Below are 23,733 nucleotides of genomic sequence, written 5' to 3' on the forward strand. Positions count from 1 at the left end.
CCAATTTGCGCCCAAGGGCTACGAAATTCAAACCACCAGGGCCTGGGGCTGACGGACTTGCTGCGGGGTGAGGCCGGTGTGGTGCTTGAAGAAATTGTGAAAGTGGGTGGGGTACGCAAAGCCGAGCGCTTCGGCAATATCGGTCAAGGACCACGGCGTGTGCTGCAGCAGGCGCCGCGCTTCCGCCAGCCGCCACTCGGCCAGGTGCGCGGTAGTGGTTTTGCCTGTCACCGCCCGCACGGCCCGGTTGAGGTAGTTGACGTGCACACCCAGCAGCGGGGCAAAATCCTGGGGGGCGCGCAGCTGCAGTGGCTGGTCGGGCCGGGCTACCGGAAACTGCCGGGCCAGCAGCTCCAGAAACAGGGCAGCGAGCCGGTCGGCGGCGGTAGGGTGCACGAAGTTGGGCGCGGGCGCCCGCAAGCGCTGGAGCTGGTGCAACAGCAGGTGCAGGTAGTGGCGCACGACGGTGGCCTGGTGTGGGTAATCGGTGCCCAGCTCCGTAAGCAGCTGGCTAAACAACGATTCAAACGCCGGCAACTGCCCGGGCTCCAGTATATAGACCGGGTCGCGCCCCAGGGCCAGTAGTGGGCTTAGGGCCTGGTCGGCCGTCGCCCCGCCGTGCAGAAATTCGGGCGTGAACAGGCAAAACAACCCGCTTTGCTCGTCCGATAGGGTTTCCCAGGCGTGCGGCACCAACGGGTGCGAGAGCACCACGGCCGGCCCGGCAATGGCCCAGCCCCGCGTGGCCTGGTGCAGCTGGCTGGTGCCGCGCGTCAGCAAGGAGAGCTTGTAGAAGTCGCGCCGCTGGTAGGGCAGGGATACCTGCCCGAAGTCAGCGCGGGAATAGGCCGCAAACTGGCCCGCCTGCAGCCCGCCCACCGACGGCACCTTTCCTAGGTAGCGGTGCTCAAACTCGGGCAGGGAAATAGCGGCAGCGGGTGGCTGAGAGCAAGTCTTTATCACAAGGCGCGTATCAGGTCGTTTGGTGTGTCGCCTGCGTGCCCGTTGGTACGCCCAGCTGCCCCAGGTAGCGGTAAATGGTTGCCCGACCGACCCCGAGCAACTGGGCGATTTCCGCGACAGTTTTGTCCTGCTGCAGGTACAGCGTTTTGGCCGCCTGGGCTTTGGACAGGGCTTCTTTGGAGAGGCCTTTGGGCCGCCCGCCCTGCCGGCCCCGGGCTCTGGCCGCAGTCAACCCCGCTTTGGTGCGCTCGCGGATAAGGTCGCGCTCAAACTCAGCCAGCGAGGCAAACAGGTTGAACATGAGCCGGCCTTGGGCGGTGGTCGTGTCCAAATGGTCCTGCAGGCTGACGAAGTGAATCCCTGCGTCCTGAAAGCCCGTCACCAACGTGACCAGGTCTTTGAGTGAGCGGCCTAAGCGGTCGAGTTTCCAGACGACGAGCGTATCGCCGGGCCGCAGCCGCGTCAGCAGGTGCTGCAGGGCCGGGCGCTCTTTCACGGAGGACACTTTTTCCTGGGACACCTCCACGCAGCCGTAGGCTTGCAAGGCATCAGTCTGCAGATGCAGGTGCTGGTCGGAGGTACTCACGCGGGCATAGCCGAAAATCATCGCCATTTTTCTCAAGAAGTCAACGAGGGCGAAGATAGCGAGTCGTTGATTACTGAGAACAGGAAATGAGACAATCTGTGGTAGCTTTTCAGGGCGCTAAGCAGCCGAGGCAGGTGGGCCGCTAAAACGGCCGTTTCGCGAGACAGCTCCCTGCGCAGATTTTCCCTACCGATACTTTCTGTTCCTACTCTTGTGCTACCCCGTGTAGTGGCATCAGGCGGTGGCACTTTCGCAATCGGGCTGCTCAGCTGCATCATCTTTAGCTCCTGGTTGGCTTGGTATAGCTCGGCTATCTCGCGGCCGTGCTTCTGCTCTCCTGGGGTGCCGCGCAGCATCTCATTTACCTTATCCTGAAAGAGTGGCTTAATGGCCGCTTCGATGGCTTTGTTATCGACCTGGCTTACCTCCAGCTTTCGTAACCAAGCCAAGCGGTGCTCCCGCTGAATGCACGGCATCACATCGGCAACTTCTAAGGCCCGGTTCACCCCTTTCAGAATCGAATCCTTGGGTTCCGTCAGAAAGAATTGAGCCCCTACCCCTTCTCCGTACTGAAGGTTGTTGCGGGTCAGGCCGTGGCCGAACTCGGCCGGTTGCGCTACTTGGATGTTCTCCGCTTTGATGGGCCGGATTAGTCGGTATATCGCTACGCTGGGGCTGTAAAGATGCTCGCCTGCATCAGCCTGTCGATACGGCTTTACTTGTAGGGCCTCGGCCAAACTACGAGCGTTGACTTCTAAGTCCGGGGTTAGGTGCTTTAGCAGCGTGGCGGCATCGGTGAAGTAAGGCGAAATAGTTTCTTCTCCTTTCCGAATGTCCGCCTCGGGCCGAAAGTCAAACTGCACTAGCAGCGTACCAGCGGGCAAGTCCTGCTGCGGGTGGTGCCACTGGTCAACGCCGGGGTATAGATTGGTGCCCTGGTCAAGAAACGCCTTCCGGGCTGGGGTATCAACGGGTGGTATCGACGTGGCCACACTTACAGATTAAAGGTCAGCGGGGCGCTTGGCGGCAGGGCCTGGGTAATGGCCACAAAATTACGGGTATCCTGCACCGCGTCTTTGGTCAGCAGAATAGTTGGGGGGAAGGTAAACCGTTGGCGCAAGGCCTCCACGTCGAGGGACTGGTGAAACAGGTATTCCCCAAAGCCATCCCGGTTGTAGGTGAACTCGTCGCCGCTGGCGGGGTCGTTGCCTTGGGCTTTCAGAAAATCAATAATGGGCTGTAAATGGGCCGTGCGGGAATCCGGTAGCTTCTCGACAAGCGCCACTTTTTCAAGGGTCTGACCCATAGCTAAAGTAGGTTGATTTACCGGCAAGATAGCAGGGTTCGACAACCGGCGATGCTGCCGCTTAGCCAAGGAGCGTGATTGAGAAAGACCAGGCATAATAATAGGCTTCTAACGGGAAGTAAACTACACTACTATTAACGCAAAAACAGGGGTTAAAGTTGTAAAAAATACATCTTTACAACACCTACAAAACCGCCTTAACTGTTTACAATTGCTGAAAAAAGCCCCGCTGTCATTAGCGGGGCTCGTCTTTAGAATAGAGTTTGGAAGTTGGTTATCTAACGTTAGTAATTTGGAAGCTTGATAGAGCCTTTGCCAGTATCGGCTTCCATTGTTTTTCATCCTTAATCCTGTATGATAAAATGACTTGGTGCATCCTGTCATTATTGAAGAATTGGTACATCTCCACTTTGACAGGCGGCCTATCATTCAACTGCCGGATGTAAGTAATTTGTATTGCAGCCTTGTCATTAACAATTACAGTATTGCTTCCCAACCATTTTACAAGGGATAGATTCGTCTTGGCAGTTCGTTGTTCTTTGAATCCCGCAACAACCTCCTGCTTGAAATTGGCATCGTAAGCAGCCAATTCATCAGGCTTAAACGCTGGTCTACTGCTTGATTTTGGATACTCACCGGGCTTGCCAACAAAGGTTTCGATGATTATTCGCACATAAGTTTGAAGGCTTGAGGGTTGGCTCTCGTTCAATCCTTTTTGTTGAAAGACAGCTCTACTATCATAAATATCATAGTCATACAAGCGGCTCATACTCAGTTGAGCTGAATCTTCGAGCTTCTTGTTTTTACCGGCAATCAACTCTAGTTCAGGTGCAATTGATATAAGCCCTACTTCAGTAATCCTGTACCTGATGGCTTTGGGAGTTTGGGCAAAAACGCCAATATGAAGCAGTTGAATTAAAACGAGCAAGAGTAATTTATTTGCTAAGCGCATTTTGATTGGCATCTCGCTGGTTTTCATATAATCTGTTACTGAACTGCCTCCTTCAAAGCTACCCTATAAGTAGTGAATTGGTGCTAGTCCTGCTCAGTATGCCTTGTGCGTTGCCTGTATTCTTGCTGCTCCTGGCGGTACTGTTTTACAGAACGTGGTGGCAAGACAAATACGACTTCTAGTGCGCAGGAATCGGGTGTTTTAATCCAAATCGTTTCCGTGGGAAAGCCAAGCTCAGAAAGTGCGGCCTGGGCGAACTCGGGCTTGAACTTCCAAATCCTCTTATTGCGGGTAGGGTCGTGAACGGTAACCGGCTGCGTACTCATAAGCATTGCCTGCTCTACATTCAAGTTGTGGCGGCTGGCCCACTCGGGCAGCTCCGCGCCCATCTCCTGAAACTTATACTGACAGAAAGTAGCGGCTTCTTCCGGCCCTACTAAGCGGTTGAAGCTAGGCAAAGCCGGATTATAGAGAGGTAAAACCGGGGCGCTAGCAGGCTTCTTCATTGAAATTCGGTGAATGAGTACCTTCGGGCTTACCTGTACTGCTATGAGTTCAAAAAAGCTTTCTACGCCTGACGAATTAGGGTCTTACCGCGCACACAAGGCGTATATCCGCACTTTCAAGTACACGCCGCTTAATCAATTCGACCGGCTGCTGTGCATCTTCGGTGACAGGGGCCAAGGCACTACGGGTGAGGTGGCCTATCTCAAGATTTCCGAATCTGCCTATGAAGCCATTGCAAGGCGTTTTCCAATTGCAGAGCGGGAATCAAACCTGTTCCGTAGTGATTTTTTCCCGGTGACAGAAGTAAGCTCGGAGCTGATACAGGAAGCCAGTGCTGAGGCAGTGCCGCCAACAGAATAGCTAGCTAGCCTCGTTGCCGTTTTGTGAATCGGTGATGCTCACGCTCATTTCGTAGCGGTCTGCCTCGGCTGGGGCTCCGCTGGGGGGTGTGATTACAACCTCGTAGCGGTCCGTCCCATACTCAGCATAGATGCGGTTCTGCGCTGCATTCACTGCTTCATCAACACTGCTAGCGCCCGTTACGGTAACACTGGTGGCATGGGAGCCGGGGCCGGGACTGGCAAAATAGACTTCCATAAGATAGATATTGGTTACAATTTTGGTTCAAAAGTCGCATTTGAACTTATAGCAGAAGATGTTGCTCTCTTTGCTCTTATTTCTACTCCGCGCTCATTCCAAAACTTCGCTTTACCCCGTTGGGCATCTTCTATTTTTCGAGCTATTTCCATCTCTGTAAGGGGAGTTTCATAGGTTGATAGTAACCTCTCTTGTTCTTCCTTCAACACTTCAAAACATGCTCCGATGTAAAATCCTGTATCCCCTGGGTACGGCGCCATGAGTTTTACATATTCTCTCCAATCATCAAGAATCGCGCTTTTTGAGCCAGCTTCTTCTTTATGTTCCTCTTCGTCTAATGTGACTTGTAGTAATCTCATGGATGAAACATGCTGCGCGAAAAGAATAAGGACCTGCGGCATACTTTTTCCAATTACTAAGTCTGCGTTAGCGTAAATCACCTCTAACATCTTCTCATTGGTTTTTGTGAAAAGTGTTTTGAGCCACTTACGATAAGCTTTTAATTGTTCAGCAGTAGGTGAAGGCAGGTTATCTACATTCTCCCCGCTGGGAAAAAAATCCACAAACTCTCTGGCGAATAGTTTAGAGTCGTTTCCGTGCTGTTCTATAAAGGAGCACCAGTCTCTCATTCCAGTTTCATAGAGAATGGAGAGCTTACCGTAAAGTTGGTTGAGTTGTTGGTTGATGCGATTTAATCTGTCTGTCCGACGGTCGTCTACTCTTTTCGCCTGAATAGTGCGTATAGCCACTACTACGGCTGCAATTGTAGCACCAGCAGTTGCTATCTCCGCGATGTTTCCCCAAATGTTATCCATAGTAAAGTAGCAGGTTACGGCTTAGGCTTCCACCAATCATCGTTGCTGTCGTCGTCGCTCAGCATATCGAGAGTATCAAGGTTCTTTTCATCGAGTAGGTCAAGCGTGACCTCACCGGGTAGCGTCACTGTGGGCGGGAGAGTGCGTAGCCCTGGGCCAAAAGCTAGGGTTTTGCTGCCGTGGTGGATTTTATGCGGTATCCGCTTGTCGAAGATGCACACTCGCAGCGCCTGCATGAAGTCCGGCCCTAACTCATAGGCTTGGCCTTCTTCATCGAGCGCCTGGACTGGCTCACTCTGGCCGGGGGTCAGGTTGGTCGAGGCGCTGGTCATATAGATTGTTACCAGTTCGGCCCCTGCGGCTAACTGCTGCTGCACGGCGGCGAACATATCCCACTCGTTTTTCATAAAGGCTTTACAATTGCAAAAAGGTGCGGTGAAAGTGTGCTCCTACGCCTTAGAACGGGATAGTTATACGAACTGGCCACGGCCACTCAGGATGCAGCCAGTGCAAGAAAAAGACGATGGCCACACCCACGACGAGTAAGCCAGTGGTGAACCTCTCGCTCAGCTTGCGGCGCTCGTCAATCATTTGAAGGGCCGGGCCTAGCAGCTCATCGCACCGTTTACTAGAAGCGTGTAGCTCTCGCATGATGTAGTCGATAGGTGGCGGCGAATTGCGGCGGCGGCGGGGAGCGTACTTCATGCGCGGGCGGCTATAGACAGAGAATAAGACAACTGGCTAAGAAATTGCGCTAGGATAGGCGTAATAGCCAGCCCTGCTGCTGGTACTTCGTGCGTAGTTCGTCGGCGGTTATATCCTCCCCGGTAAATTGCAGCCATTGGGCCACGGTTTCAAGGTCGGGGGCTTCGGCTAGAAAAGGGTTTGGCGTAGGTAGGGCCTCAGCGGCGGCTAGCCGCTGGGCCTCGTCGGGGTAGCGTAGCAGTAGCTCAGCCATTTGATAGAGCATCGACCGAACGCCGGTAGGGGCTGCATACTCAGGTAAGATGCTCATGGGCAGCTAGTGCTGACGAGCTGGCCGACCCAAAGCGGGCGCGGGCGGCTCAATCGGGTTTTTCATCTGGTGCTCAGCCATCATTGTTACCGTGATAAGGTCGGTGTGCCCGTACTCGGCTACTCGTTGCAGCTCGGCCAAGGTGAAGGTGGCCGGGTCCGCCAAGCGGGTAGTCAAGGTGCGCGGGTTAATGTCGAGGGCCTTGGCCGTTTTGCCGCGTTCGCCAAGTGAATGAACAAACTCGGCAATGTTGTCGAAAGGCAATTTCTTAGGCATTTTTCAGCAGCGTTAGGTGTAATGAGGCAAAATAATCTATGCAATTTTAGCAACATTACGGCCCGCTGCTTGCTGAAGGTTTAACTATTTGCAGTGGGGGCGTTCCACTCCCGGTAAGCCGTGGTGTGCCGGTCTGCAATAACTGCTAGGCGTTCGGCCTGGTCGTCGCGTTTCAGCCAGACGTGGGAGCTGCCGCAATGGATGGTGTAACCGCTGCCCATTACCTCGCGGGCCTGCTCGGCAAAGTCGCGTAGGTCGGCTACATCGGGTGCCGCGTCAATAAGCCGCCGTAGCTGCTCTAGGCGCTCGGCTTCGGCCTCGTCTGCCGGTTGGTGCTCTACGGCTAGATAAGCCCACTGTGGGGCAAAACCGGCGCTATTCTGGCTGTTCTGGTAGCTGGTGCTCATAGCGAAGAAGGAACAAAAGGGGAAAAGCTACTCGGGTGGGTTGAGCGACTGCGTTAGTTGGAGCACCTGGGCGTTGTGGAACGCTTGGCCAAAAACGCCACGCTCGTAGTCGCGGGCTAGCTGGGTCACGTTCTGAAACTGATAGGTCAGGCCCGTAGGCCCCAACGGCTGCAAAAACTGGTCGGCTTCCTGGGGGCTGAATCCGCTAAGGTCTTCGCCGTTGCTCAGCAGCACCTGCACCCCTGGCCGCTCGTTGTCGCCCCGGCTGTACGTTTCGTAAATGATGCCTAGCGCCTGCTCTCGCGGGTAGTAGATGGCATCTCCGATGGTCAAATCTTGGGGCGTTTTCATGGGCGTTAGGGTTAGAGTAGAAGCAGGGAGAATTGCCCGCCGTGGTCCTCTTTTGTGGCGCGGATAGCTTCGCAGCCAACGTGGCGAACTGCTTTCACCAAGGCCGAAAGCACATCAAAATCTTCTTGGTCGATGATTTCAATTTTCAGCAAGGCGGCTACCTCGTAGGTCATGCCCTCGTTGTTGACGCTCTTTCTGAGGTGGTACAACTGGGCCTCAACGTCCGTAATAGCGTTGATTACCTGGCTACGGTACTGGTTCCAAGTGAGGTCGCCAAGGGTGGGGGCTTCTACTGCTCTCATGGCCTTACCACTGTTTTACCTCGTTGCTGCTTTCGTTGAATTCGGAATCCAGCCAAATCCGGCCTAACAAGCCTTCCGGCGCTTCAATGCCTAATTCATCCAGCTTGTCCGATACCGCGTCCGCGTCAGGCAATCCGCCGCCGCGCTCCATCAGGGAAGTATAAAGCACGTTTTCAGGCACGGCCTCACCGGCAAAAACGGTCAGGTAATGGTGCTGCAAGGAACGGTCCCAACCACACTGAACATTCACTTGCTGGCCGGTGCTGGTAGTCGAAGAAAAAATGTGCTTACCCATGATTGAAAGGCTGTTTTTAGCTGCGTGGCTTATACTTATTAAACGTTTTTGGCTGGTTTAATGTTGTAAAAAATACAACTTTATTTATGTAGTTTTTACATCTTTTTTCAATTGTAAAACTCAGAAAAGGGAAAGCTGGCCGCTGGTCGGTGCTGGGGTGGCCGGGGCTGCTGCTGGGGCCTCGTCCCATGTGGTAATGATGCGGCCGTACTTGGTCAATTCCTCCTGCTGCCACATCAGGTGCGCGGCTGCTCGGCGCGGCTGCACTATCGGCCCGCTGTGGCCGCTGGGGCGCTTGCAATAGCTGCCGGCGTTAGCTCCGCAAGCTGGGCAAGCTACCTCCCGATAATCGTAGCTAATGGGGTCTATCTTGCCATAGCAGGGCTAGAATAAGAGGCTGGCTTGGGCACTGGCGTAGGCTTTGCCTTCGCTCAGCACTACCGCCGTGGCGCTGTGAATGGGGGCCTGGTCCTCGATGCGGAAGAAATGCCCGGCGCGGTAGGGGTTATAGCTGATTGGCTCAGTTGCGGTGGGCTGCGGCGTGGCGGTAAACGTGCCAATGGCGTAGGCGTGAACGTTCTTCTGGCGACTGGCTATCACGCGCTGGCGGCCGGTTTCTGTGACCTTAAAAACCACGTTGCTTAGCTGCACGGTTTCAAGCACGGCTACCACAAGCCCCCCGAACTGCACCGAAAAGAGGCCCTGGTCCTTGTATTTCAGGTTGCGGTACACCTTCACTTGCTTGCCTTCTAAGTCGATGGTCAGGGCTCGGGGGGCTTTCATGGCGCGGCGCTTAGAGGTGAGTATCGTAGCCCGTTACTGAGGTAAAGAGGCTAGGCAAGTCCTCCCCGTACACCATTTCAAAAGTCTGCTGGTTGGAAATAACCGGCTCCCAATCGACTAGCACCTGACGGTAAAACTCCACGGTGTAGGTGTCATTGGGCGTGAGCGTAATTTTCATGCGGTTTACTTTGGCCTTGTTGCTGCGCAAATCCATGGGTGTTGTTAAACAAATAGGGTAAAACCTCCGAGTCCATGGCTAACAGGGGTTCTTCTTCCCAAAGGGCGGATTTACACGCTAAGCACTTTTTAGCTTCTGGGCGTAATTGTAGACGGTGCCATAGGCCAGGTCTAACTGCTTGATGACTTGATTCATAGATAAGCCATTGCGCAGAAGCTGCGCAATGGCCTCCTGCTTAGACTGGGCCAGTGGCGGCCGGGCCACATGCTTGCCCTGGGCTTTGGCCCGGGCCATGCCGGCGCGCACGCGCTGGCTGATGAGCGCGCGCTCAAACAGGGCCAGCGAGGCCATGACGTGGAACCCCAACTCGCCCATGGGCGTGGTCGTGTCGATGTTTTCCTGGTAGGAGACGAAGTCCACCCCTGGGCTCTGGAATTCCTTCGGCGCGTTGACCAGCGCCTGGGTCGAGCGGGCAAAGCGGTCGTAGCGCCGGACCAGCACCGCGTCGAGCTACCGGTTCTTGGCCGCCACCATCATCCGTTTGTACTGAGTTCATTCCTCGCTGGTACCCGAGGCCTAGTCCACGTATTCATCGACAACGGCAAAGCCGCGGCGCTGGGCGTACTCGCGCAGGGGGCGCAGCTGCGTCTCCCGGGCCTGCCCTTTGTCGAGGGGGGAGACGCGGGCATAGAGCGCCACGCGGGTGGGCTGGTCGGTCGGGTTGGCGGGCATCGGAGGTTATCAAAAAGGAGTTCCTTGTTGATAGGCAGCACGCACCCGCTCTACAGCGTAGAATCAGTCTTTCTCAGGCAGTACTATAACCCTTTTTGCTAACCGGGCTTAGCGTGTAAATCCGCCCTTTTGGCAAAAGAACCCCATTAAGAGGTGAAAAGCGTAGGAGGGATTATGGTTTACACGCAACATCTATGTGCCCAATGTGGCAGCGAACCTATTCGGCGCAATGGTCCGAGCCAAGGGCATGCCGAATATCAGTGTAAAGCCTGTGGCTACCAAGCGCGTTTTACGCCCGCTGCTGTCGCCAAAGCCGCCCAATATGCCCAGGTGGAAAAACTGTTACGTAGAACGCAACTCCCAACGTAGCATTGTGCACGCCACGGGCGTGGCGCGCGTGACGGTGGCTAAGCTGCTAAAAAAAGCGCGGGCAGCTTCGCCCCCGCTGCCCCGACTGCGGCGGAAGAAGTTTTAGAAAAAACGCTGTAAAGCGCATAAAGTCTGGCTCTGGCTTGCGGTCGAACGCGCCAGTCGGCGCATCGTGGCGTGGGTTTTGGGCAACCGTAGTGCTCAAACGGCGCAGCGGCTGTGGCAAGCCTTGCCGCGTCGCTACCGCCGCCACTGCTGGTATTTTACCGACCGCTAGAATGCCTATACAAACGTGCTGCCCCGCTGGCGACACCGCCCGTATCTGAAAGGCGAAGGGCAAACCAGTATTGTCGAAGCTAGTAATTGCTCCTTACGGCAGCGGTGCGGTATGCTGGTGCGCAAATCCTGCTCCTTTAGCAAAAGTTTGGCAATCCATACTGCCCGCATTAAAATCGTTATCGATAACTACACTCTCACCTTAAATTAAACCACCACCCAAGAAACAACTGCTGTAGCTACCGGTTCTCCCCACATCACCTTAAGCAAAGCGAGGCCAAACGAGGAACATCATGGAGAATATCGAAAATAAAGTAGTCGTCATCACGGGCGCTAGCAGCGGGCTGGGCGAAACTACGGCTCGCCATTTGGCCAGCAAAGGTGCCGCCGTAGTGCTAGGCGCGCGCCGCCTCGAAAACCTGGAAAAAATTGCTGCCGATATTCGCGCCGCAGGCGGAAAGGTAGAGATTCTGCAAACCGACGTAACCAAAGCCGAAGAAGTAAAAGCCTTGGTTGATAAGGCTGTAGAAGCGTTTGGTCGCCTCGACGTTATCATCAACAACGCCGGCCTGATGGCCATTGCGCCCATGAGTGCCACCAAGGTGGACGAGTGGAACAGCATGATTGACATCAACATCAAAGGCGTGCTCTACGGTATCGCGGCCGCCTTGCCCGTGTTCGAGCAGCAAAAGTCCGGGCACTTTATCAATATCTCGTCGGTGGCGGGCATCAAAGTGTTCAGCCCCGGCGGCACCGTGTACAGCGGCACCAAATACGCCGTGCGGGCCATATCCGACGGGCTGCGCCACGAAGTAGGCGGCAGCATTCGCGTCACCAGCATCGAGCCCGGCGCGGTAGAGTCGGAGCTACAGCACGGCAGCTCGCACGAGGAAAGTGCCAAGGGCGTGGTAGAGTTCTACAAACAGGCTATTCCAGCGTCGTCAGTGGCCCGGGCCATTGCGTTCGCCATCGAGCAGCCCGCCGAGGTAGATATCAACGAAATTGTGCTACGCCCCACGGTGCAGGAGTTTTAAGCACGTCGTCCATATCTGGTAGCTCAAAGCGCCTGTCAGGTTGAGCTGGCGCAGCATCTTCCGTTAGAAATATGATTTCTCACGCGAAAAAATGCTGCGCCAGCTCAGCCTGACAGGCGCTTTAATATAGTAGGTAGGCTGGCTATTTTAGCAGCTCGTGCAGCGCGGTCTGCATCGAGAACGTCCGGTTGCCCGCTTCCTGAATGATAAGTGAGCCCGGCGCATCGAGCACCGCGTCCGAAACTTGGCCTTGGGTAAAAGGTTGGCACAAAAGCTAAACGGGCTGGCCAGTTCGTGCTGAGCATCACCGGCGTGACAAGGCCCGGTCCATACATGTCAGTCATGAGGAGCATTCTCGAGCGCATTCCAGTTCGCGGGTGGCGACGCAGTCTGTTGCGTATCGCTTCGGCAACTGACCTGCTCCCATTTACTGGGCCGGTTGAAAGTGGAGCATCAGGCATTCTGAAGCTCGACAGTAGTAGCCGCAGCCACTACCTCATCGGGCGTTAAATTCTGTAGCGAGCTGTGCGGTCGGAAGCCATTGTATTCTTGGCGCCACTGCTCAATTTTATCTTGCGCATCGGTCAGCGATAGAAACCAATGCACGTTCAGGCATTCATCGCGGAAGCTGCCGTTAAACGACTCAATGTACGGATTATCGGTCGGTTTGCCCGGCCGAGAGAAGTCCAGCGTCACGTGCTGGTCGTAGGCCCAGCGGTCGAGGGCCTTGCTGATAAACTCGCTGCCATTGTCGACTTGGATGCGCTCAGGTACTACGCCTAACTGCTGCTGTAAGCGCTGCATCACGGCCACGACATCTTCGGCCTTGGTTAAAAGTTTAGTACAAAGGTTAAACGCCCTTTGCCAAATTAGAACGGACGTTGGGCAGTAAGCTGTGCTAATGCTGCTGCGTCAGCGTCACGCTCTGGTTACCCTATACCTGCTTACTACACTCATTTGGTTGGCCGTAACTTGAGCCGTTGCTGGTACTGCGCCAGCGTACGCCGTACCTCGCCGACGGAGTGTAGACCATTGAGGGAGAGATAAGGAGTTTGGTCTGGATGGTAAGGGAGGCGGCCGGCACGGCTCCGCCCGGCGCACCGAAACACCTGTGTCTGCCACTCCGAAATGCGTCCGACCAATTTCTCGCCTACTTCGTGTCTATCAACCTGCTGCACCTCGGCGTAAACCAGCGCCTTGGGAAGGTAGTATCCGCTTCGTCAGGCTTTCGCTGGGCCTCGCCTCGCTGTACTATATCGGCCTCTGAAAAGCCGAAGTGCCTGCCCCATTCGATTCCAACTCCATTCTTGCCACCGTCATCATCGGCCCCGACGGCCAGGTGGTCACCTGCCACGACGGCATGGCCGCGTACTACACCCCCGAGTTCAAGGCCGCGCTGGAGAAGCTGGTTCGGTAAGCGGCGTTGGCAGGGTGGGCGGATGAGTGCCCGAAATGAGCGGGGAGGGTCCGCCCCGAGGTTATAGCAAACTGCCTACCTTGCCGCCATGTCCGATTTTCGTCTGCGCGTATTTGCCACCGTGGCCCGGCATCTGAGCTTTACCAAGGCCGGGCAGGAGCTGTTTGTGAGCCAGCCGGCCGTCACCAAGCACATTCGTGAGCTGGAAGCCCAGTACGGCCAGCGCCTGTTGGAGCGGCGCGGCAACCGCGTGAGCCTCACCGAGGCCGGCCGCCTGCTGCACGCCCACGCCGATGCCGCCGCCGCCGCCCAGCAGCAGCTCGAAGACCAGCTCCTGGCCCTGCGTGACCCCGAAGAGGCCGCCGGCCGCCTGCGCCTGGGGGCCAGCACCACCTTGGCCCAGTACGTGCTGCCGGGGTTGCTGCCCGCCTTTCAGGCCCGCTACCCGCAGGTGCAGCTCTCGTTCCTGAACGCCAATTCCGAGCGCATTGCCGATGCCCTACTACGCGGCGAGCTGGATTTGGGCTTTGTAGAAGGCCGCACCAAAAGCCACGACCTGCACTACGAGCCGTTGCTGCCCGACGAGTTGGTGGCCGTGCGCCGCGTCGCGCCCGGTTCCCCGCTCGCCACGCCGCTGTCCTTGGCCGAGGCCCTGGCCCACCCGCTGGTGTTGCGCGAGCGGGGCTCGGGCACGCTGGAAATTCTCGAATTTGCTCTGCGGGCGCAGCACATTAAGCTCAGCAGCCTTTCCGTAGCCCTTTACCTGGACAATACGGAAGCCATCAAGCGCTACCTCGAAGCCGCGCCGGCGGCCCTGGGATTCGTGTCGCGCCGGGCCCTGGACCGCGAGCTGGCGGCTGGACTGCTCGAAATCGTGCCCATCAAAGGGCTGCACCTGGCCCGGCAGTTCGAGGCACTCTGGGTGCAGGGACAGGTGCTGGCCCGGCCGGCCCAGCGGTTTCTGAGCTTCGTGCAGGGGCAATTCAAGGGGGCCAAATAAAGGCTGGCGATGCCGGATAACCATTCGGTGTCAGCTGGCAGCGGCTGTACTTATACAGCAGGAGGTGAACCGGGTGGTTCGTCCAACGGCAGATTGGCGATGGCACAGGTCTGCCGGTGCCGTAACAACTGCTGCCACGGCCATCCGGGCGGCTCAAGACTGGCGGGAATGCAAAAATCAGCTATTCTATAAATAACTTTTGGTTATGCAGGATAACACGATTGGATAATCCTTTGCGTAGGGGTCGCCGTATATTTGCCTCAGAAACAACCCCCTCCCGCTCATGGCACTCCCGGTTCATTCCGCAACTCCGCAAGCCCCTGATTCGCCGCTCGCTCCCGCTCCGGCGCAGGAACCGGCCGCTCCTGAATTCAACGAAACCACCGGCTTCTTCCGCCACCTGCACACGCCCCGCGTGCTGTTCGGGCAGGATTTCACCCTGAAGCAGGTGGTGTTCGTGCTGTTCTTCGTGTTCTGCCTCACGCCCTGGGCCTCGCCGCCCATTGCCCTGGCCCTGGGCTTGGTGCTGGCCCAGACCATCGGCAACCCCTTCACTACCCAAACCAAAAAGGCCACGGCCAAGCTGCTGCAGTTCTCGGTTATCGGGCTGGGCTTCGGCATGAACGCCCACGCGGCGGTGCAGGCCGGCAAGGAGGGCATCCTGTTCACGGTGGTGTCCATCTTCGGCACGCTGCTGCTGGGCCTGGTGGTGGGCCGGTGGTTGGGGCTGGGCCGGCACGTGGTGCATCTGATTTCGTGCGGCACCGCCATTTGCGGCGGCTCGGCCATCGCGGCCATCGGGCCGGTGCTGCGGGCCAAGGACGAGGAGATGTCGGTGGCCCTGGGCACGGTGTTCGTGCTCAACGCGCTGGCCCTGTTTGCCTTCCCGCCCATCGGCCACGCGCTGGCCATGACTCAGAACCAGTTCGGCCTTTGGTGCGCCATTGCCATCCACGACACCAGTTCGGTGGTGGGCGCGGCGGCCGCCTACGGCAATAAAGCCCTGGAAGTAGCCACCACCGTGAAGCTGGCCCGGGCCCTGTGGATTATCCCGATTTCCATTGGCACGGCCATGATTTTCAAGCAGAAGGGCGTCAAGGTGAAAATTCCCTATTTCATCTTCGGCTTCATCGCCGCCATGCTGCTCAACACCTTCGTGCCCGCCGCCAAGCCCCTGGGCCCGGTGATGGTGAACCTGGCCAAAATCGGCCTCACGGTGACGCTGTTTTTCATCGGCGCGGGCCTGTCGGCCAAGGTGGTGCGCTCGGTGGGCATCAAGCCCTACGTGCTGGGCATCCTGCTCTGGTTGGTGATTTCGACTGGCTCGCTCTACGTGATTCTGCACACGGTATAGCGCAAAGCGCACGGAGGAAGTTGGACTACCGAAGCAGCTAGAACAACCTCATTTTCAATGCCATGCGCATCACCAAATACATTCATTCCTGTTTGCTGTTCGAACTCGACGGCCAACAGATTCTTTTCGACCCGGGCAAGTTTTCCTTCATCGAAGGCTTGGTGCACCCCGAGGTTTTCAAAGACGTATCGGTCATCATCATCACCCACAACCACCCCGACCACCTCGACGTGGCGGCGCTGCAGAAAATCGTGGCCCTGCGTCAGGTCATTATCATCTCTAACCGCGAGGTGGCAACCGAACTGCAAGCGCACGGCCTCACGGTGCAAATCCACGAGGAAGGTCGCCTAGACTTGGGCGTGTTTCAGCTGCTGGCCCTTCCGGTGCAGCACGAGGCCATTCTCGACAGCCCCTTGCCGCAAATGACCGCCTGGCTGGTGAATGGCAAGGTGCTAAATCCCGCCGACTCTTTTGCTAACAATTTGTTGCCCTTCGCGGGGGTGGAAATGCTCCTGCTGCCCGTCACCGCGCCTTTTCTCACGGAGCTGGTGGTGGCCGATTTCGCCCTGAAAATGCGTCCCAGGCAAATTTTGCCCGTACACGACGGCTACCTCAAGCCCTTCTTCATCCAGCAGCGCTACGAGAACTACGGGCCGTATTTTGAGAAGCACGGCATCGTGTTTCACCGGCTGGCCGAACCGGGCGATGCCATTACCCTCCCGTAGCCTACTCCCTTATGCCGCTACCCCCCCCCCACCAACCCACTCGCCCTCTCGGACCGGCTGGCCCTGCAACGGACCCGGCTGGCCAATGAGCGCACTTTGCTCACCTACGTGCGCACCAGCCTGGCGCTGGTGGGCTTCGGGCTGGCGCTCCTTCAGTTTCACCCCGAGCGGGGCGGCCGGTTGGGTTACTCCGCGCTGGCCGTGGCGGGGCTGGTGCTGACGGTCGGGCTGCTGCGCTTTCGGGCGCACCGCCGGGAATTGGCGGCCTGCCAGCTAGTGGCTGGCGGCGGTAGTTGAGCAACCCCCCCCCCCGGTGCTACCCGAAGCAAAAGCGTTTGCACCCCTAAAAAAGGCCCCTGATGCGTCATGCACCAGGGGCCTTTTTGGTCAGCAGCCGGCTTACGGCTGCGTGAGCGTGACCGCGCCGGCCGGGTTTTTGTCGCCGAGCACCACCACGGCGAACCGGCCCGCCAGCCGCAGCCGAATCTGGTAGTAGGCGTTGACTTCGACTGCGCCACCATCATCGGTTTTGAAGGAAATGACCGGCTCCGGGGCCACCAATGCGGTTTTGCTGTCCGACAGGTACAGGGTGTAGGTGGTGTTGGCGGCCAGCTGCTTGAGGGCCAGTACCATTTCGTCGAGGTCTTCGGTGGGGCGGATGGTGGCCCCGCCGCCCACGCCGGGCACCGGCTGCGTACCCACGGGCACCAGGCGGATGTTCACCGGCGTCACCGGCGTGAAGGCTTCCAGCCCACTGGCGCCGGGGCTGCCACCGCCGGCTTTCACCACGTAGAGCAGGGCCTGCGGGGCCTGGCCGCTGCCGGTTTCGGTGAGCTTGGTGTTGGTTTTGGTGTCGATGCTGACCAGCGCGTCGCCGTTTTCCAGGCCCACGTAGAGCTTGCTGCCGTCGCCGTTGGGCCACACGCCGTGCGGGTTGGCCCCCACCGGGATAGTGGCCAGCAGCTGGCGCTGGCGCGAATACACCTTCACCGCGTTTTCGCCGCCCACGGTTACGTAAGCGAAGTCGCCGGCGCTGGCCCCGCTGAAGCGGGTGCCGCCGCCGGTGCCGGCCATGTTCACATGGTTGGTGCCGGGGCCGGTGTCAATCACGCCTTCCACGGCGTAGGTCTGGGCGTTCACCACGGTCACCTTGCCCACGTCTTTGTGGGTCATCCAGACCTGCTGGCCGTCCTCGGTCACCACCAGGTTGGGCGAGAACTTGCTCACCACCGGCACCCGGGCAATGACCTCGCGCTTCTTCACATCAATTACGTCGAGCGTAGCGGTTTCGGAGTGGTCCACGAAGGCCACTTTGCCATCGGGCCGGAACACGACCATGCTCGGCTCGTGCTCGGTGGCAATGTTTTTCACCACCTGCATTTTCTCCACGTCAATCACCGTCACGTAATCCTTGCCGCGCACCGCCACCCAGAACTGTCTGCCGTCGGGCGTGAAAAAGCCCTCGTGGGGGTTGCGGTCCACGTATACCTTGCCCTTGACGGTGTTGGTGGCTAGGTCGATAAAAATCACCGCGTTGGTGAGGGTGGCAATCACGCCCAGCGTCTTGCCATCGGGCGACACCCCCAGCCCGTGCACGTTGGACTCCATGTCGTAGAGCGGGCTCAGAAACTCGGGCCGGCCCTTGCCCAAGCGAATCACGCCCAGCAGCCGGTTGGTGCTCGGGTCGTGCACCGACACCGTGTTCGATGACTGGTCGGCCAGGTACACCCGGTCGGCGGCGCTGGCTGCGATGGGGCCGGGGTCGGGCGGAATGACCATGTCGGGCTCGGTTTCCTCGCTGTTCTTTTTCGAGCAGGCCCCGAGCAACAGCGTGGCTGCCAGGGCCCAGGTGGATAAGGTAGTGATGCGCATGGAGGGATGAAATGCTGGTTTTGCCGCCCAGTCTAAGCCGGACTATTCGGCCAGTAAAGCGGGTTCACCGTCAGTGGTTTTGGGTGCGACGATTACCCGCGAAAACTTTTTGCCCGCTGGGTTCAACTCGCCGCCCGCGATGCGCTGCACCGGCCCCAGGGCCTGGCCCATGGCCCCGCCTTTGGCATCGGTGCGCACGGTGGTCAGGGCGTAGTCGCGCGCGTAGGGCGCTTTGGTGCCGCTGGTCAGGAAGATGTCGTAGTCGGTGTTCGGCGTCAGGCCGCGCAGGGCGAAGGTGGCCAAATCCACCAGCCCTTCCGAGCGCAGCGTCATGGTGCCGGTGGCGGGGCCAGCGGTGGGCGGCTTGAGCGTCCGCACCACGGCGGGCTGGTCAACCAGCTGCCGGCCGAGGCCGGTGTTTGTGGCCGCGCCGGCAGGCACGGCGTTGGGCACGTACATCAGCGCCATTGGGGCCTGGCCTACCTTGATTTTGGCCAGCACCCGGTTGCTGGCCGTGCTGATGGCCACGGCGGAGTCGCCGTTTTCCAGGCCCACGTACATCCGGCTGCCGTCGCCCGAGGGCCAGATGCCGTGCGGATTAGCCCCCACCGGAATGGTGGCCAGCTGCTTGAAGCCCGGGGCGCGGCTGTACACCTTCACTACGTCCTCGCCGCCTACGGTCACGTAGGCCAGCTTGCCGGCCGCCACATCCACCGTGGCCACGTGGTTGGTGACGGGGCCGGTTGTCAGCACGCCGCTGATGGTGAGCGTCTTGGTATCCAGTACCGATACCTTGCCCACATCCTTGTGGGTGAACCAGATTTGCTGGCCGTCTTTGGTGGGGAAGATGTTGGGCGAGAAGGGGCTCACCACCGGCACCTTTTTGATGACTTTGTAAGTGGCCACGTCCACCACGGCCAGCTCGGGCGAGAAGCTGGAGCACACAAAGGCGCGCTTGCCGTCGGGGCTGAAGGCAATCTGGCCGGGGCCGTTGGGCACGGGCACACGGCGGGTTTCGCGCATCGTGGCCACGTCAATCACCGATAGGTAGTCCTCGCCGCGCACCGTTATCCAGGCCTCCTTGCCATCGGGCCGGAAGGTGGCCTCGTGCGGGGCCCGCCCCACGTACACGCTGCCTTTGATGACGTTAGTGGCCGTTTCGATGAAGGTCACGTTGTTGGAGCCCACCGACACCACGGCCAGCAGCTTATGGTCGGACGAAGCACCCAGGCCGTGTACCAGCGCCTGCCCCTTGTAGAGCGCCGAGAGCAAGTCGGGCTGCGGCTTACCCAGAATAATCTGGCCCAGCAGCTTGTTATCCATGGGGTCGATAACCGAGACGGTGTTGGAAATCTGGTCGGCGGTGTACACCCGGTCGCGGTGGCTGACGACCTGAGCCGCCGCCACGCTGGAAATGAGCAGCAGGCCGGGGAGGAGAGGGAATTTCATGGGATAGGGAAAAAAGAACGTCATGCTGAACGAAGTCGCAGCATCGCTACCTCTTTACTAATCAACACTTCTTCAACGAAGCGGTAGCGATGCTGCGACAAGCTCAGCATGACGGTTTAAACGGAATTAGGTACTATTTGCCAGGATTCTGCGTGCCCACGGGGTGCTGTTTCAGCCAGGCAGCCATCTGCTGAATCTCGACCTGCTGCTCGGCGATGATGCTTTGGGCCAGGCGGCGCAGGGCGGGGTCCTTGCCGTACAGCAACTGCAGACGGGCCATGTCCACGGCCCCCTGGTGGTGGGGCAGCATCATGGCCGCGAAGCTGGCGTCGATGTCGTCGGGGCGGGCCCCCTCCATGCGGCGCATGCCCTCGTCCATCACCACCATCACCGAATCCATGCCGTGCTGGAAGGCGGCGACCGGGGTGCCGGGCGCGGCTGTGTGGTCCATCTTCAGGCCGGTCATGCCCGTCATGGAGTGGGTCGTGCCCGGCATTGATGTAGTACCAGCCGGGGTATGGTGTTGGGCGCGGGCCGTCGCGACTCCGCCGAAGGTGAAGGCCAGCAAAAAGAGGAAGGGTTTGGTCATGTCGTGCGCTGTTGCCGTCCCATGAGTGGGGGGCTGGTGCACTAACGGGCAACTTCCAAAAATGAACGCCCGACACGGGCCAACTGGACCTATCCCGGGGTGAACTGGCCTTCCAGGTTCCGGGCCGGCTCAGGCAAATCGCTTGAGCAGCTGCTGTACGCCGGCGCTGTAGCTGCGCGAGGAGGTGACGTGCTGGCCGTTGGCCATGCGAAACAGGTACTCGCCGTGCGACCAGTGCCTGAAGTCCACGATGTGGGCCGGGTTGACGATGCACGAGCGGTGGATGCGCAGGAACACGGCCGGGTCGAGCCGCTCGGCCAGCTGGCCCAGGGCCGTGCGCAGCGGGTAGTGCCGGCCGGCCGCGTGTAGCTGCACGCCGTTGCCGCTGGCCTCGAAGTAGCACACCTCGGCGGCCGGCACGAAGAAGCTGCGCTCCGGCAGCTTCACCAGGAACTGGTCCTGGTAGTCAGCTGCCGGGGCGGTCCAGCTGTGCAGCAGGGCCTCCAGCTCGGGGACGCGGGCCTGGTACTGGCGCAGGCGTAGCTGCTGCTGCACCCGGCGTACGCAGTCGGCAAACCGGTCGGGGTCCAGCGGTTTGAGCAGGTAATCGACAGCGTGGAGCGCGAAGGCCTGCACCGCGTACTGGTCGTAGGCCGTCACGAACACCACCAGCGGGAGCGGCTGGCCGGCTTCCCGCAGCCGGCCCAGCACCTGCACGCCATCGAGGTCGGGCATTTGCACATCGAGAAAGACGACGTCGTACGCGCCGGTTTGCAGGGCGGCCAAGGCTTCGGTGCCGTTCGCGGCTTCGCCCGTCACGGTCAGCGCCGGAAAATCGGCCAGCAGCTCCCGCAGCAGGCTGCGCGCCAGCGGCTCGTCGTCGACCAGCAGCGTGCGGATGGGCCTCATGCGGATAGATGCGTAACCCCGGCCGCTGCCAGCCGGAACGGGATGGACAGGCGCAGGCAGTAGCCGCACGCCGGGGCCGACTCCACCGCCAGGGCGTAGTCTGGGCCGTAGAGCGTAGTCAGGCGGCTTTCCAGGTTGCGCAGGCCGATGCCCCGGGCGGCGGTATCGGCCGCGCCCTGGCCGTTGTCGTGCACTTGCAGCACGAGTCGGTCGCCCTGTTTTTCGGCCCGCACGGCCAGCTCGCCGGCCCCGGCGCGGGGCGCCAGGCCGTGGCGCACGGCGTTTTCCACCACCGGCTGCAGCAGCAGGGCAGGCAGCAGCGCGCCCTCGGTATCGGGGGCGATGTCGTAGCGCACGGCTAGCCGGTCGGGGAAGCGGGTTTGCTCGATTTCGAGGTAGAGGCGCGTGAGGCGCAGCTCCTGTTCCAGGGTCACCTCCTGCTCGTCGGTGCCTTCCAGCACCAGCCGCAGAAACTGGCTGAGCTGGGCCAACATGCGCCGGGCGGCCTTCACGTCCTGGGTCATCAGGGCTGAGACGGCGTTCATCGAGTTGAAGAGAAAGTGCGGCTGAAGCTGCATTTTCAGGGCCTGCAGCTGGGCCTGCACCAGCTGGGTTTCGAGCTGGGCGGCCCGCACCCGGCCTTCGCGGTACCGCTCGCGGTACTGCACGGCGTAGGCGATGCACAGCAGCATCCAGTAGATGGGCACCCAGTTGTTGGCATTGGCCACAACGGTATGCAGGGAGAAGCCGCCCGGCGTGGCCCCGCTGCCGTGCATCACGGCGGCGTAGCCCAGGCGGTACACCAGGGTCAGGACGTAGCTAGCCGCCGCGTGGGCCAGCAGGTGCCAGAGGCGGTGCCGGCGTTCGGTGAGGTTGAAGCGGGCCGCCAGGGCGAACACCACTGGCGTGAGCAGGCCCCAAATCAGGCCGTGCAACAGCCGCCCGCCCAGGGCCTCGCGCCAGTCAGTGGGCGTGCCGGCCGAGAGGTTCTGCACAAAAATCAGCAGCACCATGAACCCGCTGAACAGCAGCCACGCCAGGGCAATGGTGGAGCCGCTCACCAGGGGCGGAGATAGTTGCCGTTCCAGGGGCCGTGCGGTCGTACTCATGCGCTTTAAAGGTAGCGAAACCCGCCGCCGCCGCGCTGGCCTGGCCTCCAGGATGGCCTTTTTAGCGGGTCAACGGGCCTTCGGGTCAGCATCGGAGAAAATGATTTCAGCCAAAGCAGGCAGGACAGTGCCTGAATAGATACGGAAAAAGGCGGTCCTAATAGGCGGGCGAAATGCGTCACTTGCTGGCGCACGGCGGCTTCGACCTGCTCGAAGGGCGGAACCCCGAATTGCTGCAGAATCTGCTGCTGGTGGTTAAAGCGGGTGACCTTGCCGTAGCGCGTCCACTCCACCGCTCCCAAGTGGTAACGCTGCTGCACGTACGCCTGGTCAGTCGCCAGGAACCGGTCCACGGGAAAGAAGCACCCCGTCGTCTTGAAGTAGCCGACCTGCAGTACGAAGCCGCCCCGGCTGTGCGGGGCCAGCAGCGTAGCCAGAGACCGGGTGGCCCAGTCGGGCAACGCAAAGAAGAGCTGCCGCTGGGGCGGATTGAAAACAGGGGGCTGGTCGAAGGCACGGCGCTGGGTCGCGTCGAGTAAAAACAAGTAGCGGGCCATGGAGCAGGAAGGAAATCCTAAAAATAGCCAGCTGGCTTGTTCACTAAAACGAAGGTTACCCTTTATAAGTACTTACGCCACCGTAAAGTGGTCATCCACGCCCACCGAAAGCCAGCCGCTGCCAAGGCCGCCGATTAACTTTTGTACCAAACTTTTAACCAAGGCCATCTTCACCTTTCAGCGACTGCCCCACGTGAATGGCCAGGCACTGGCGACTAAAATTATCGACTATCGTTAAGGCGCGGATTTTGCGGCCATCGAAGAGGTTATCGGCCACAAAATCCATGCTCCAGCTCTGATGCAGGCGGCCCAGTGGGAGACGTTCTAGCCGGTGGGCCGCGGCCCGATTGCGCCGTGGGCGCTTGCTACGCAAGTTCAAGCCTTCCAAGCAGTAAAGACGATGCACGCGCTTATGATTGTCTAGCCAGCCTTCCCGGCGTAGCAGGATATAGAGGCGCTGACTGCCGTAGCGCACTCGCACTTGCGCCAACTCCCGCAAGCGCTGGCGCAAAACGGTATCATCGCGTCCACGTGCTTGATAGGCGAAGCTCGCGCGCTGCAAACCAATGACTCGGCAGGCGCGCCGAGCGGAAATGCGGTAAGCGTCGATTAAGTGGTCAGCTAAAAGTAACCGTATACTCAGTTCCGACTCTGGGCATGAGGTGGTCGAGCTTGTCGCGTAGGGTTTGCTCGGTGCGATAGTCGTCCGGGGTGAGCCAGTAGTGCTTGCAGCGGTGCCAGAGGATTTCGATCAGGTTCAGCTCGGGGCAGTAGGCAGGCAGGAATTGTAAGCGCAAGCCGCGCGCGGCCCACACCCCGTGGCGGGCCTGCACGCAGGCGGCGCGGTGCACCGAGGCGTTGTCGAGCACGAGCACGGTCGGACCGGACAGCGCTTGGCTGTACTCGTCCAGCGCGGCCACGAATAGGTCGGCCGTCAGCGCGCCGGGCAGCACGTAGCTGGTCAGCGGCTGGCCCGGGGCCTTGGCCTGCCACAAGCCCAGCACGGTG

35 protein-coding genes and 3 pseudogenes are annotated in these 23,733 nt (G+C 59.3%); 8 read left to right on the top strand and 30 right to left on the bottom strand.

Translation table 11 applies throughout. The features are described 5' to 3' along the window. Nucleotides 1-27: 27 nt before the first annotated feature. From P1X16_RS29410 to P1X16_RS29435, 6 genes are all read right to left on the bottom strand, one after another. Complete coding sequence (locus P1X16_RS29410; RefSeq protein ID WP_179225614.1) at nucleotides 28-963, bottom strand: helix-turn-helix transcriptional regulator; 936 nt, start codon at nucleotides 961-963, stop codon at nucleotides 28-30. Between the two features lie 10 nt (nucleotides 964-973). After that, nucleotides 974-1,576, bottom strand: coding sequence for a recombinase family protein (locus P1X16_RS29415; RefSeq protein WP_346771275.1), 603 nt, complete (start codon nucleotides 1,574-1,576; stop codon nucleotides 974-976). Nucleotides 1,577-1,581: 5 nt separating this feature from the next. Continuing rightward, nucleotides 1,582-2,541 carry a hypothetical protein gene (locus P1X16_RS29420; protein WP_089334399.1) on the bottom strand — a complete coding sequence of 320 codons (960 nt, stop codon included), beginning with the start codon at nucleotides 2,539-2,541 and terminating at the stop codon, nucleotides 1,582-1,584. A gap of 2 nt (nucleotides 2,542-2,543) precedes the next feature. Next, nucleotides 2,544-2,855, bottom strand: coding sequence for a hypothetical protein (locus P1X16_RS29425; RefSeq protein ID WP_089334400.1), 312 nt, complete (start codon nucleotides 2,853-2,855; stop codon nucleotides 2,544-2,546). 274 nt (nucleotides 2,856-3,129) lie between these two features. Then, on the bottom strand, nucleotides 3,130-3,834 hold the full coding sequence (locus P1X16_RS29430; RefSeq protein ID WP_089334401.1) for a hypothetical protein: 705 nt from the start codon (nucleotides 3,832-3,834) through the stop codon (nucleotides 3,130-3,132). Nucleotides 3,835-3,890: 56 nt separating this feature from the next. Beyond that, a complete protein-coding gene (locus P1X16_RS29435; RefSeq protein WP_089334402.1) occupies nucleotides 3,891-4,313 on the bottom strand; it encodes a hypothetical protein in 423 nt (140 codons plus the stop codon). Nucleotides 4,314-4,356: 43 nt separating this feature from the next. On the opposite strand from P1X16_RS29435, the gene P1X16_RS29440 reads away from it, so the two are divergent. Then, nucleotides 4,357-4,674: a hypothetical protein gene (locus P1X16_RS29440; protein WP_143437257.1), complete on the top strand. Its 318-nt coding sequence runs from the start codon at nucleotides 4,357-4,359 to the stop codon at nucleotides 4,672-4,674. Here P1X16_RS29440 and P1X16_RS29445 read toward each other — a convergent pair whose 3' ends face one another. The 14 genes and pseudogenes from P1X16_RS29445 to P1X16_RS29510 all read right to left on the bottom strand — a co-directional run bounded on the left by P1X16_RS29445 (nucleotide 4,675) and on the right by P1X16_RS29510 (nucleotide 10,065). Continuing rightward, entirely contained in the window at nucleotides 4,675-4,911 is a 237-nt protein-coding gene (locus P1X16_RS29445; protein WP_089334404.1) for a hypothetical protein, read from the bottom strand. A gap of 14 nt (nucleotides 4,912-4,925) precedes the next feature. Next, nucleotides 4,926-5,726 carry a hypothetical protein gene (locus tag P1X16_RS29450; protein ID WP_089334405.1) on the bottom strand — a complete coding sequence of 267 codons (801 nt, stop codon included), beginning with the start codon at nucleotides 5,724-5,726 and terminating at the stop codon, nucleotides 4,926-4,928. A 14-nt stretch (nucleotides 5,727-5,740) separates the two neighbouring features. Beyond that, on the bottom strand, nucleotides 5,741-6,133 hold the full coding sequence (locus tag P1X16_RS29455) for a hypothetical protein (protein WP_089334406.1): 393 nt from the start codon (nucleotides 6,131-6,133) through the stop codon (nucleotides 5,741-5,743). Between the two features lie 49 nt (nucleotides 6,134-6,182). Continuing rightward, nucleotides 6,183-6,431, bottom strand: coding sequence for a hypothetical protein (locus tag P1X16_RS29460; protein WP_089334407.1), 249 nt, complete (start codon nucleotides 6,429-6,431; stop codon nucleotides 6,183-6,185). A 49-nt stretch (nucleotides 6,432-6,480) separates the two neighbouring features. Further along, the gene (locus P1X16_RS29465; RefSeq protein WP_143437258.1) at nucleotides 6,481-6,741 is read right to left on the bottom strand and encodes a hypothetical protein; all 261 of its coding nucleotides are present in this window, start codon (nucleotides 6,739-6,741) and stop codon (nucleotides 6,481-6,483) included. A 6-nt stretch (nucleotides 6,742-6,747) separates the two neighbouring features. Further along, entirely contained in the window at nucleotides 6,748-7,017 is a 270-nt protein-coding gene (locus tag P1X16_RS29470; RefSeq protein WP_089334409.1) for a hypothetical protein, read from the bottom strand. An 80-nt stretch (nucleotides 7,018-7,097) separates the two neighbouring features. Next, nucleotides 7,098-7,424 carry a hypothetical protein gene (locus P1X16_RS29475; protein WP_089334410.1) on the bottom strand — a complete coding sequence of 109 codons (327 nt, stop codon included), beginning with the start codon at nucleotides 7,422-7,424 and terminating at the stop codon, nucleotides 7,098-7,100. A gap of 27 nt (nucleotides 7,425-7,451) precedes the next feature. Continuing rightward, entirely contained in the window at nucleotides 7,452-7,775 is a 324-nt protein-coding gene (locus P1X16_RS29480; protein WP_089334411.1) for a hypothetical protein, read from the bottom strand. A gap of 11 nt (nucleotides 7,776-7,786) precedes the next feature. Next, entirely contained in the window at nucleotides 7,787-8,077 is a 291-nt protein-coding gene (locus P1X16_RS29485) for a hypothetical protein (protein ID WP_089334412.1), read from the bottom strand. A gap of 4 nt (nucleotides 8,078-8,081) precedes the next feature. Beyond that, nucleotides 8,082-8,372: a hypothetical protein gene (locus P1X16_RS29490; protein ID WP_089334413.1), complete on the bottom strand. Its 291-nt coding sequence runs from the start codon at nucleotides 8,370-8,372 to the stop codon at nucleotides 8,082-8,084. 120 nt (nucleotides 8,373-8,492) lie between these two features. Beyond that, nucleotides 8,493-8,639, bottom strand: a complete 147-nt coding sequence (locus P1X16_RS29495) for a hypothetical protein (RefSeq protein WP_179225615.1) — start codon at nucleotides 8,637-8,639, stop codon at nucleotides 8,493-8,495. A gap of 117 nt (nucleotides 8,640-8,756) precedes the next feature. Continuing rightward, complete coding sequence (locus P1X16_RS29500; RefSeq protein WP_089334414.1) at nucleotides 8,757-9,155, bottom strand: hypothetical protein; 399 nt, start codon at nucleotides 9,153-9,155, stop codon at nucleotides 8,757-8,759. A 10-nt stretch (nucleotides 9,156-9,165) separates the two neighbouring features. After that, on the bottom strand, nucleotides 9,166-9,369 hold the full coding sequence (locus P1X16_RS29505; RefSeq protein WP_089334415.1) for a hypothetical protein: 204 nt from the start codon (nucleotides 9,367-9,369) through the stop codon (nucleotides 9,166-9,168). Nucleotides 9,370-9,450: 81 nt separating this feature from the next. Next, a pseudogene (locus P1X16_RS29510) lies at nucleotides 9,451-10,065 on the bottom strand (recombinase family protein). Nucleotides 10,066-10,387: 322 nt separating this feature from the next. Between P1X16_RS29510 and P1X16_RS29515 the strand changes: the two are divergent. Next, entirely contained in the window at nucleotides 10,388-10,540 is a 153-nt protein-coding gene (locus P1X16_RS29515; RefSeq protein ID WP_167855335.1) for a hypothetical protein, read from the top strand. A gap of 463 nt (nucleotides 10,541-11,003) precedes the next feature. After that, nucleotides 11,004-11,744, top strand: a complete 741-nt coding sequence (locus P1X16_RS29520) for an SDR family oxidoreductase (protein WP_089334418.1) — start codon at nucleotides 11,004-11,006, stop codon at nucleotides 11,742-11,744. A 142-nt stretch (nucleotides 11,745-11,886) separates the two neighbouring features. Here the strand turns inward: P1X16_RS29520 and P1X16_RS29525 are convergent, their stop codons facing one another. Both P1X16_RS29525 and P1X16_RS29530 read right to left on the bottom strand, forming a co-directional pair. Further along, entirely contained in the window at nucleotides 11,887-12,015 is a 129-nt protein-coding gene (locus tag P1X16_RS29525) for a hypothetical protein (RefSeq protein ID WP_262490745.1), read from the bottom strand. A 182-nt stretch (nucleotides 12,016-12,197) separates the two neighbouring features. Next, nucleotides 12,198-12,572: pseudogene (locus P1X16_RS29530) on the bottom strand (integrase core domain-containing protein); the annotation flags it as partial. Nucleotides 12,573-13,020: 448 nt separating this feature from the next. Here P1X16_RS29530 and P1X16_RS29535 point away from each other — a divergent pair. The 5 genes from P1X16_RS29535 (at nucleotide 13,021) to P1X16_RS29555 (ending at nucleotide 16,537) form a co-directional block, all read left to right on the top strand. Then, complete coding sequence (locus tag P1X16_RS29535; RefSeq protein ID WP_179225616.1) at nucleotides 13,021-13,161, top strand: hypothetical protein; 141 nt, start codon at nucleotides 13,021-13,023, stop codon at nucleotides 13,159-13,161. A gap of 88 nt (nucleotides 13,162-13,249) precedes the next feature. After that, nucleotides 13,250-14,161 (top strand): LysR substrate-binding domain-containing protein, encoded by a 912-nt coding sequence (locus tag P1X16_RS29540; RefSeq protein ID WP_073285409.1) that lies wholly within the window; start codon nucleotides 13,250-13,252, stop codon nucleotides 14,159-14,161. 283 nt (nucleotides 14,162-14,444) lie between these two features. Beyond that, nucleotides 14,445-15,515: a putative sulfate exporter family transporter gene (locus P1X16_RS29545; RefSeq protein WP_230687945.1), complete on the top strand. Its 1,071-nt coding sequence runs from the start codon at nucleotides 14,445-14,447 to the stop codon at nucleotides 15,513-15,515. Between the two features lie 62 nt (nucleotides 15,516-15,577). Then, nucleotides 15,578-16,240 carry an MBL fold metallo-hydrolase gene (locus P1X16_RS29550; protein WP_089334419.1) on the top strand — a complete coding sequence of 221 codons (663 nt, stop codon included), beginning with the start codon at nucleotides 15,578-15,580 and terminating at the stop codon, nucleotides 16,238-16,240. A 78-nt stretch (nucleotides 16,241-16,318) separates the two neighbouring features. Then, nucleotides 16,319-16,537: a DUF202 domain-containing protein gene (locus P1X16_RS29555; RefSeq protein WP_277236377.1), complete on the top strand. Its 219-nt coding sequence runs from the start codon at nucleotides 16,319-16,321 to the stop codon at nucleotides 16,535-16,537. A gap of 102 nt (nucleotides 16,538-16,639) precedes the next feature. Here P1X16_RS29555 and P1X16_RS29560 read toward each other — a convergent pair whose 3' ends face one another. The 8 genes and pseudogenes from P1X16_RS29560 to P1X16_RS29595 all read right to left on the bottom strand — a co-directional run. Then, a complete protein-coding gene (locus P1X16_RS29560) occupies nucleotides 16,640-18,112 on the bottom strand; it encodes a hypothetical protein (RefSeq protein WP_089334421.1) in 1,473 nt (490 codons plus the stop codon). 42 nt (nucleotides 18,113-18,154) lie between these two features. After that, nucleotides 18,155-19,561 carry a YncE family protein gene (locus tag P1X16_RS29565; protein WP_044518525.1) on the bottom strand — a complete coding sequence of 469 codons (1,407 nt, stop codon included), beginning with the start codon at nucleotides 19,559-19,561 and terminating at the stop codon, nucleotides 18,155-18,157. 133 nt (nucleotides 19,562-19,694) lie between these two features. Next, nucleotides 19,695-20,150, bottom strand: a complete 456-nt coding sequence (locus tag P1X16_RS29570) for a DUF305 domain-containing protein (protein ID WP_065814192.1) — start codon at nucleotides 20,148-20,150, stop codon at nucleotides 19,695-19,697. A gap of 129 nt (nucleotides 20,151-20,279) precedes the next feature. After that, nucleotides 20,280-21,059 carry a LytTR family DNA-binding domain-containing protein gene (locus P1X16_RS29575; RefSeq protein ID WP_044518450.1) on the bottom strand — a complete coding sequence of 260 codons (780 nt, stop codon included), beginning with the start codon at nucleotides 21,057-21,059 and terminating at the stop codon, nucleotides 20,280-20,282. Beyond that, complete coding sequence (locus P1X16_RS29580) at nucleotides 21,056-22,168, bottom strand: histidine kinase (protein ID WP_082017271.1); 1,113 nt, start codon at nucleotides 22,166-22,168, stop codon at nucleotides 21,056-21,058. The genes P1X16_RS29575 and P1X16_RS29580 overlap by 4 nt, the downstream gene beginning before the upstream one ends. Before the next feature lie 5 nt (nucleotides 22,169-22,173). Beyond that, nucleotides 22,174-22,725, bottom strand: coding sequence for a DUF4158 domain-containing protein (locus tag P1X16_RS29585; RefSeq protein ID WP_044518448.1), 552 nt, complete (start codon nucleotides 22,723-22,725; stop codon nucleotides 22,174-22,176). A 166-nt stretch (nucleotides 22,726-22,891) separates the two neighbouring features. Beyond that, a pseudogene (locus P1X16_RS29590) lies at nucleotides 22,892-23,338 on the bottom strand (IS3 family transposase); the annotation flags it as partial. 4 nt (nucleotides 23,339-23,342) lie between these two features. Further along, a partial coding sequence (locus tag P1X16_RS29595; RefSeq protein WP_277236376.1) for a transposase occupies nucleotides 23,343-23,733 on the bottom strand: 391 nt, incomplete at its 5' end.

This window comes from Hymenobacter sp. YC55 (assembly GCF_029433095.1).
GTDB lineage: Bacteria > Bacteroidota > Bacteroidia > Cytophagales > Hymenobacteraceae > Hymenobacter.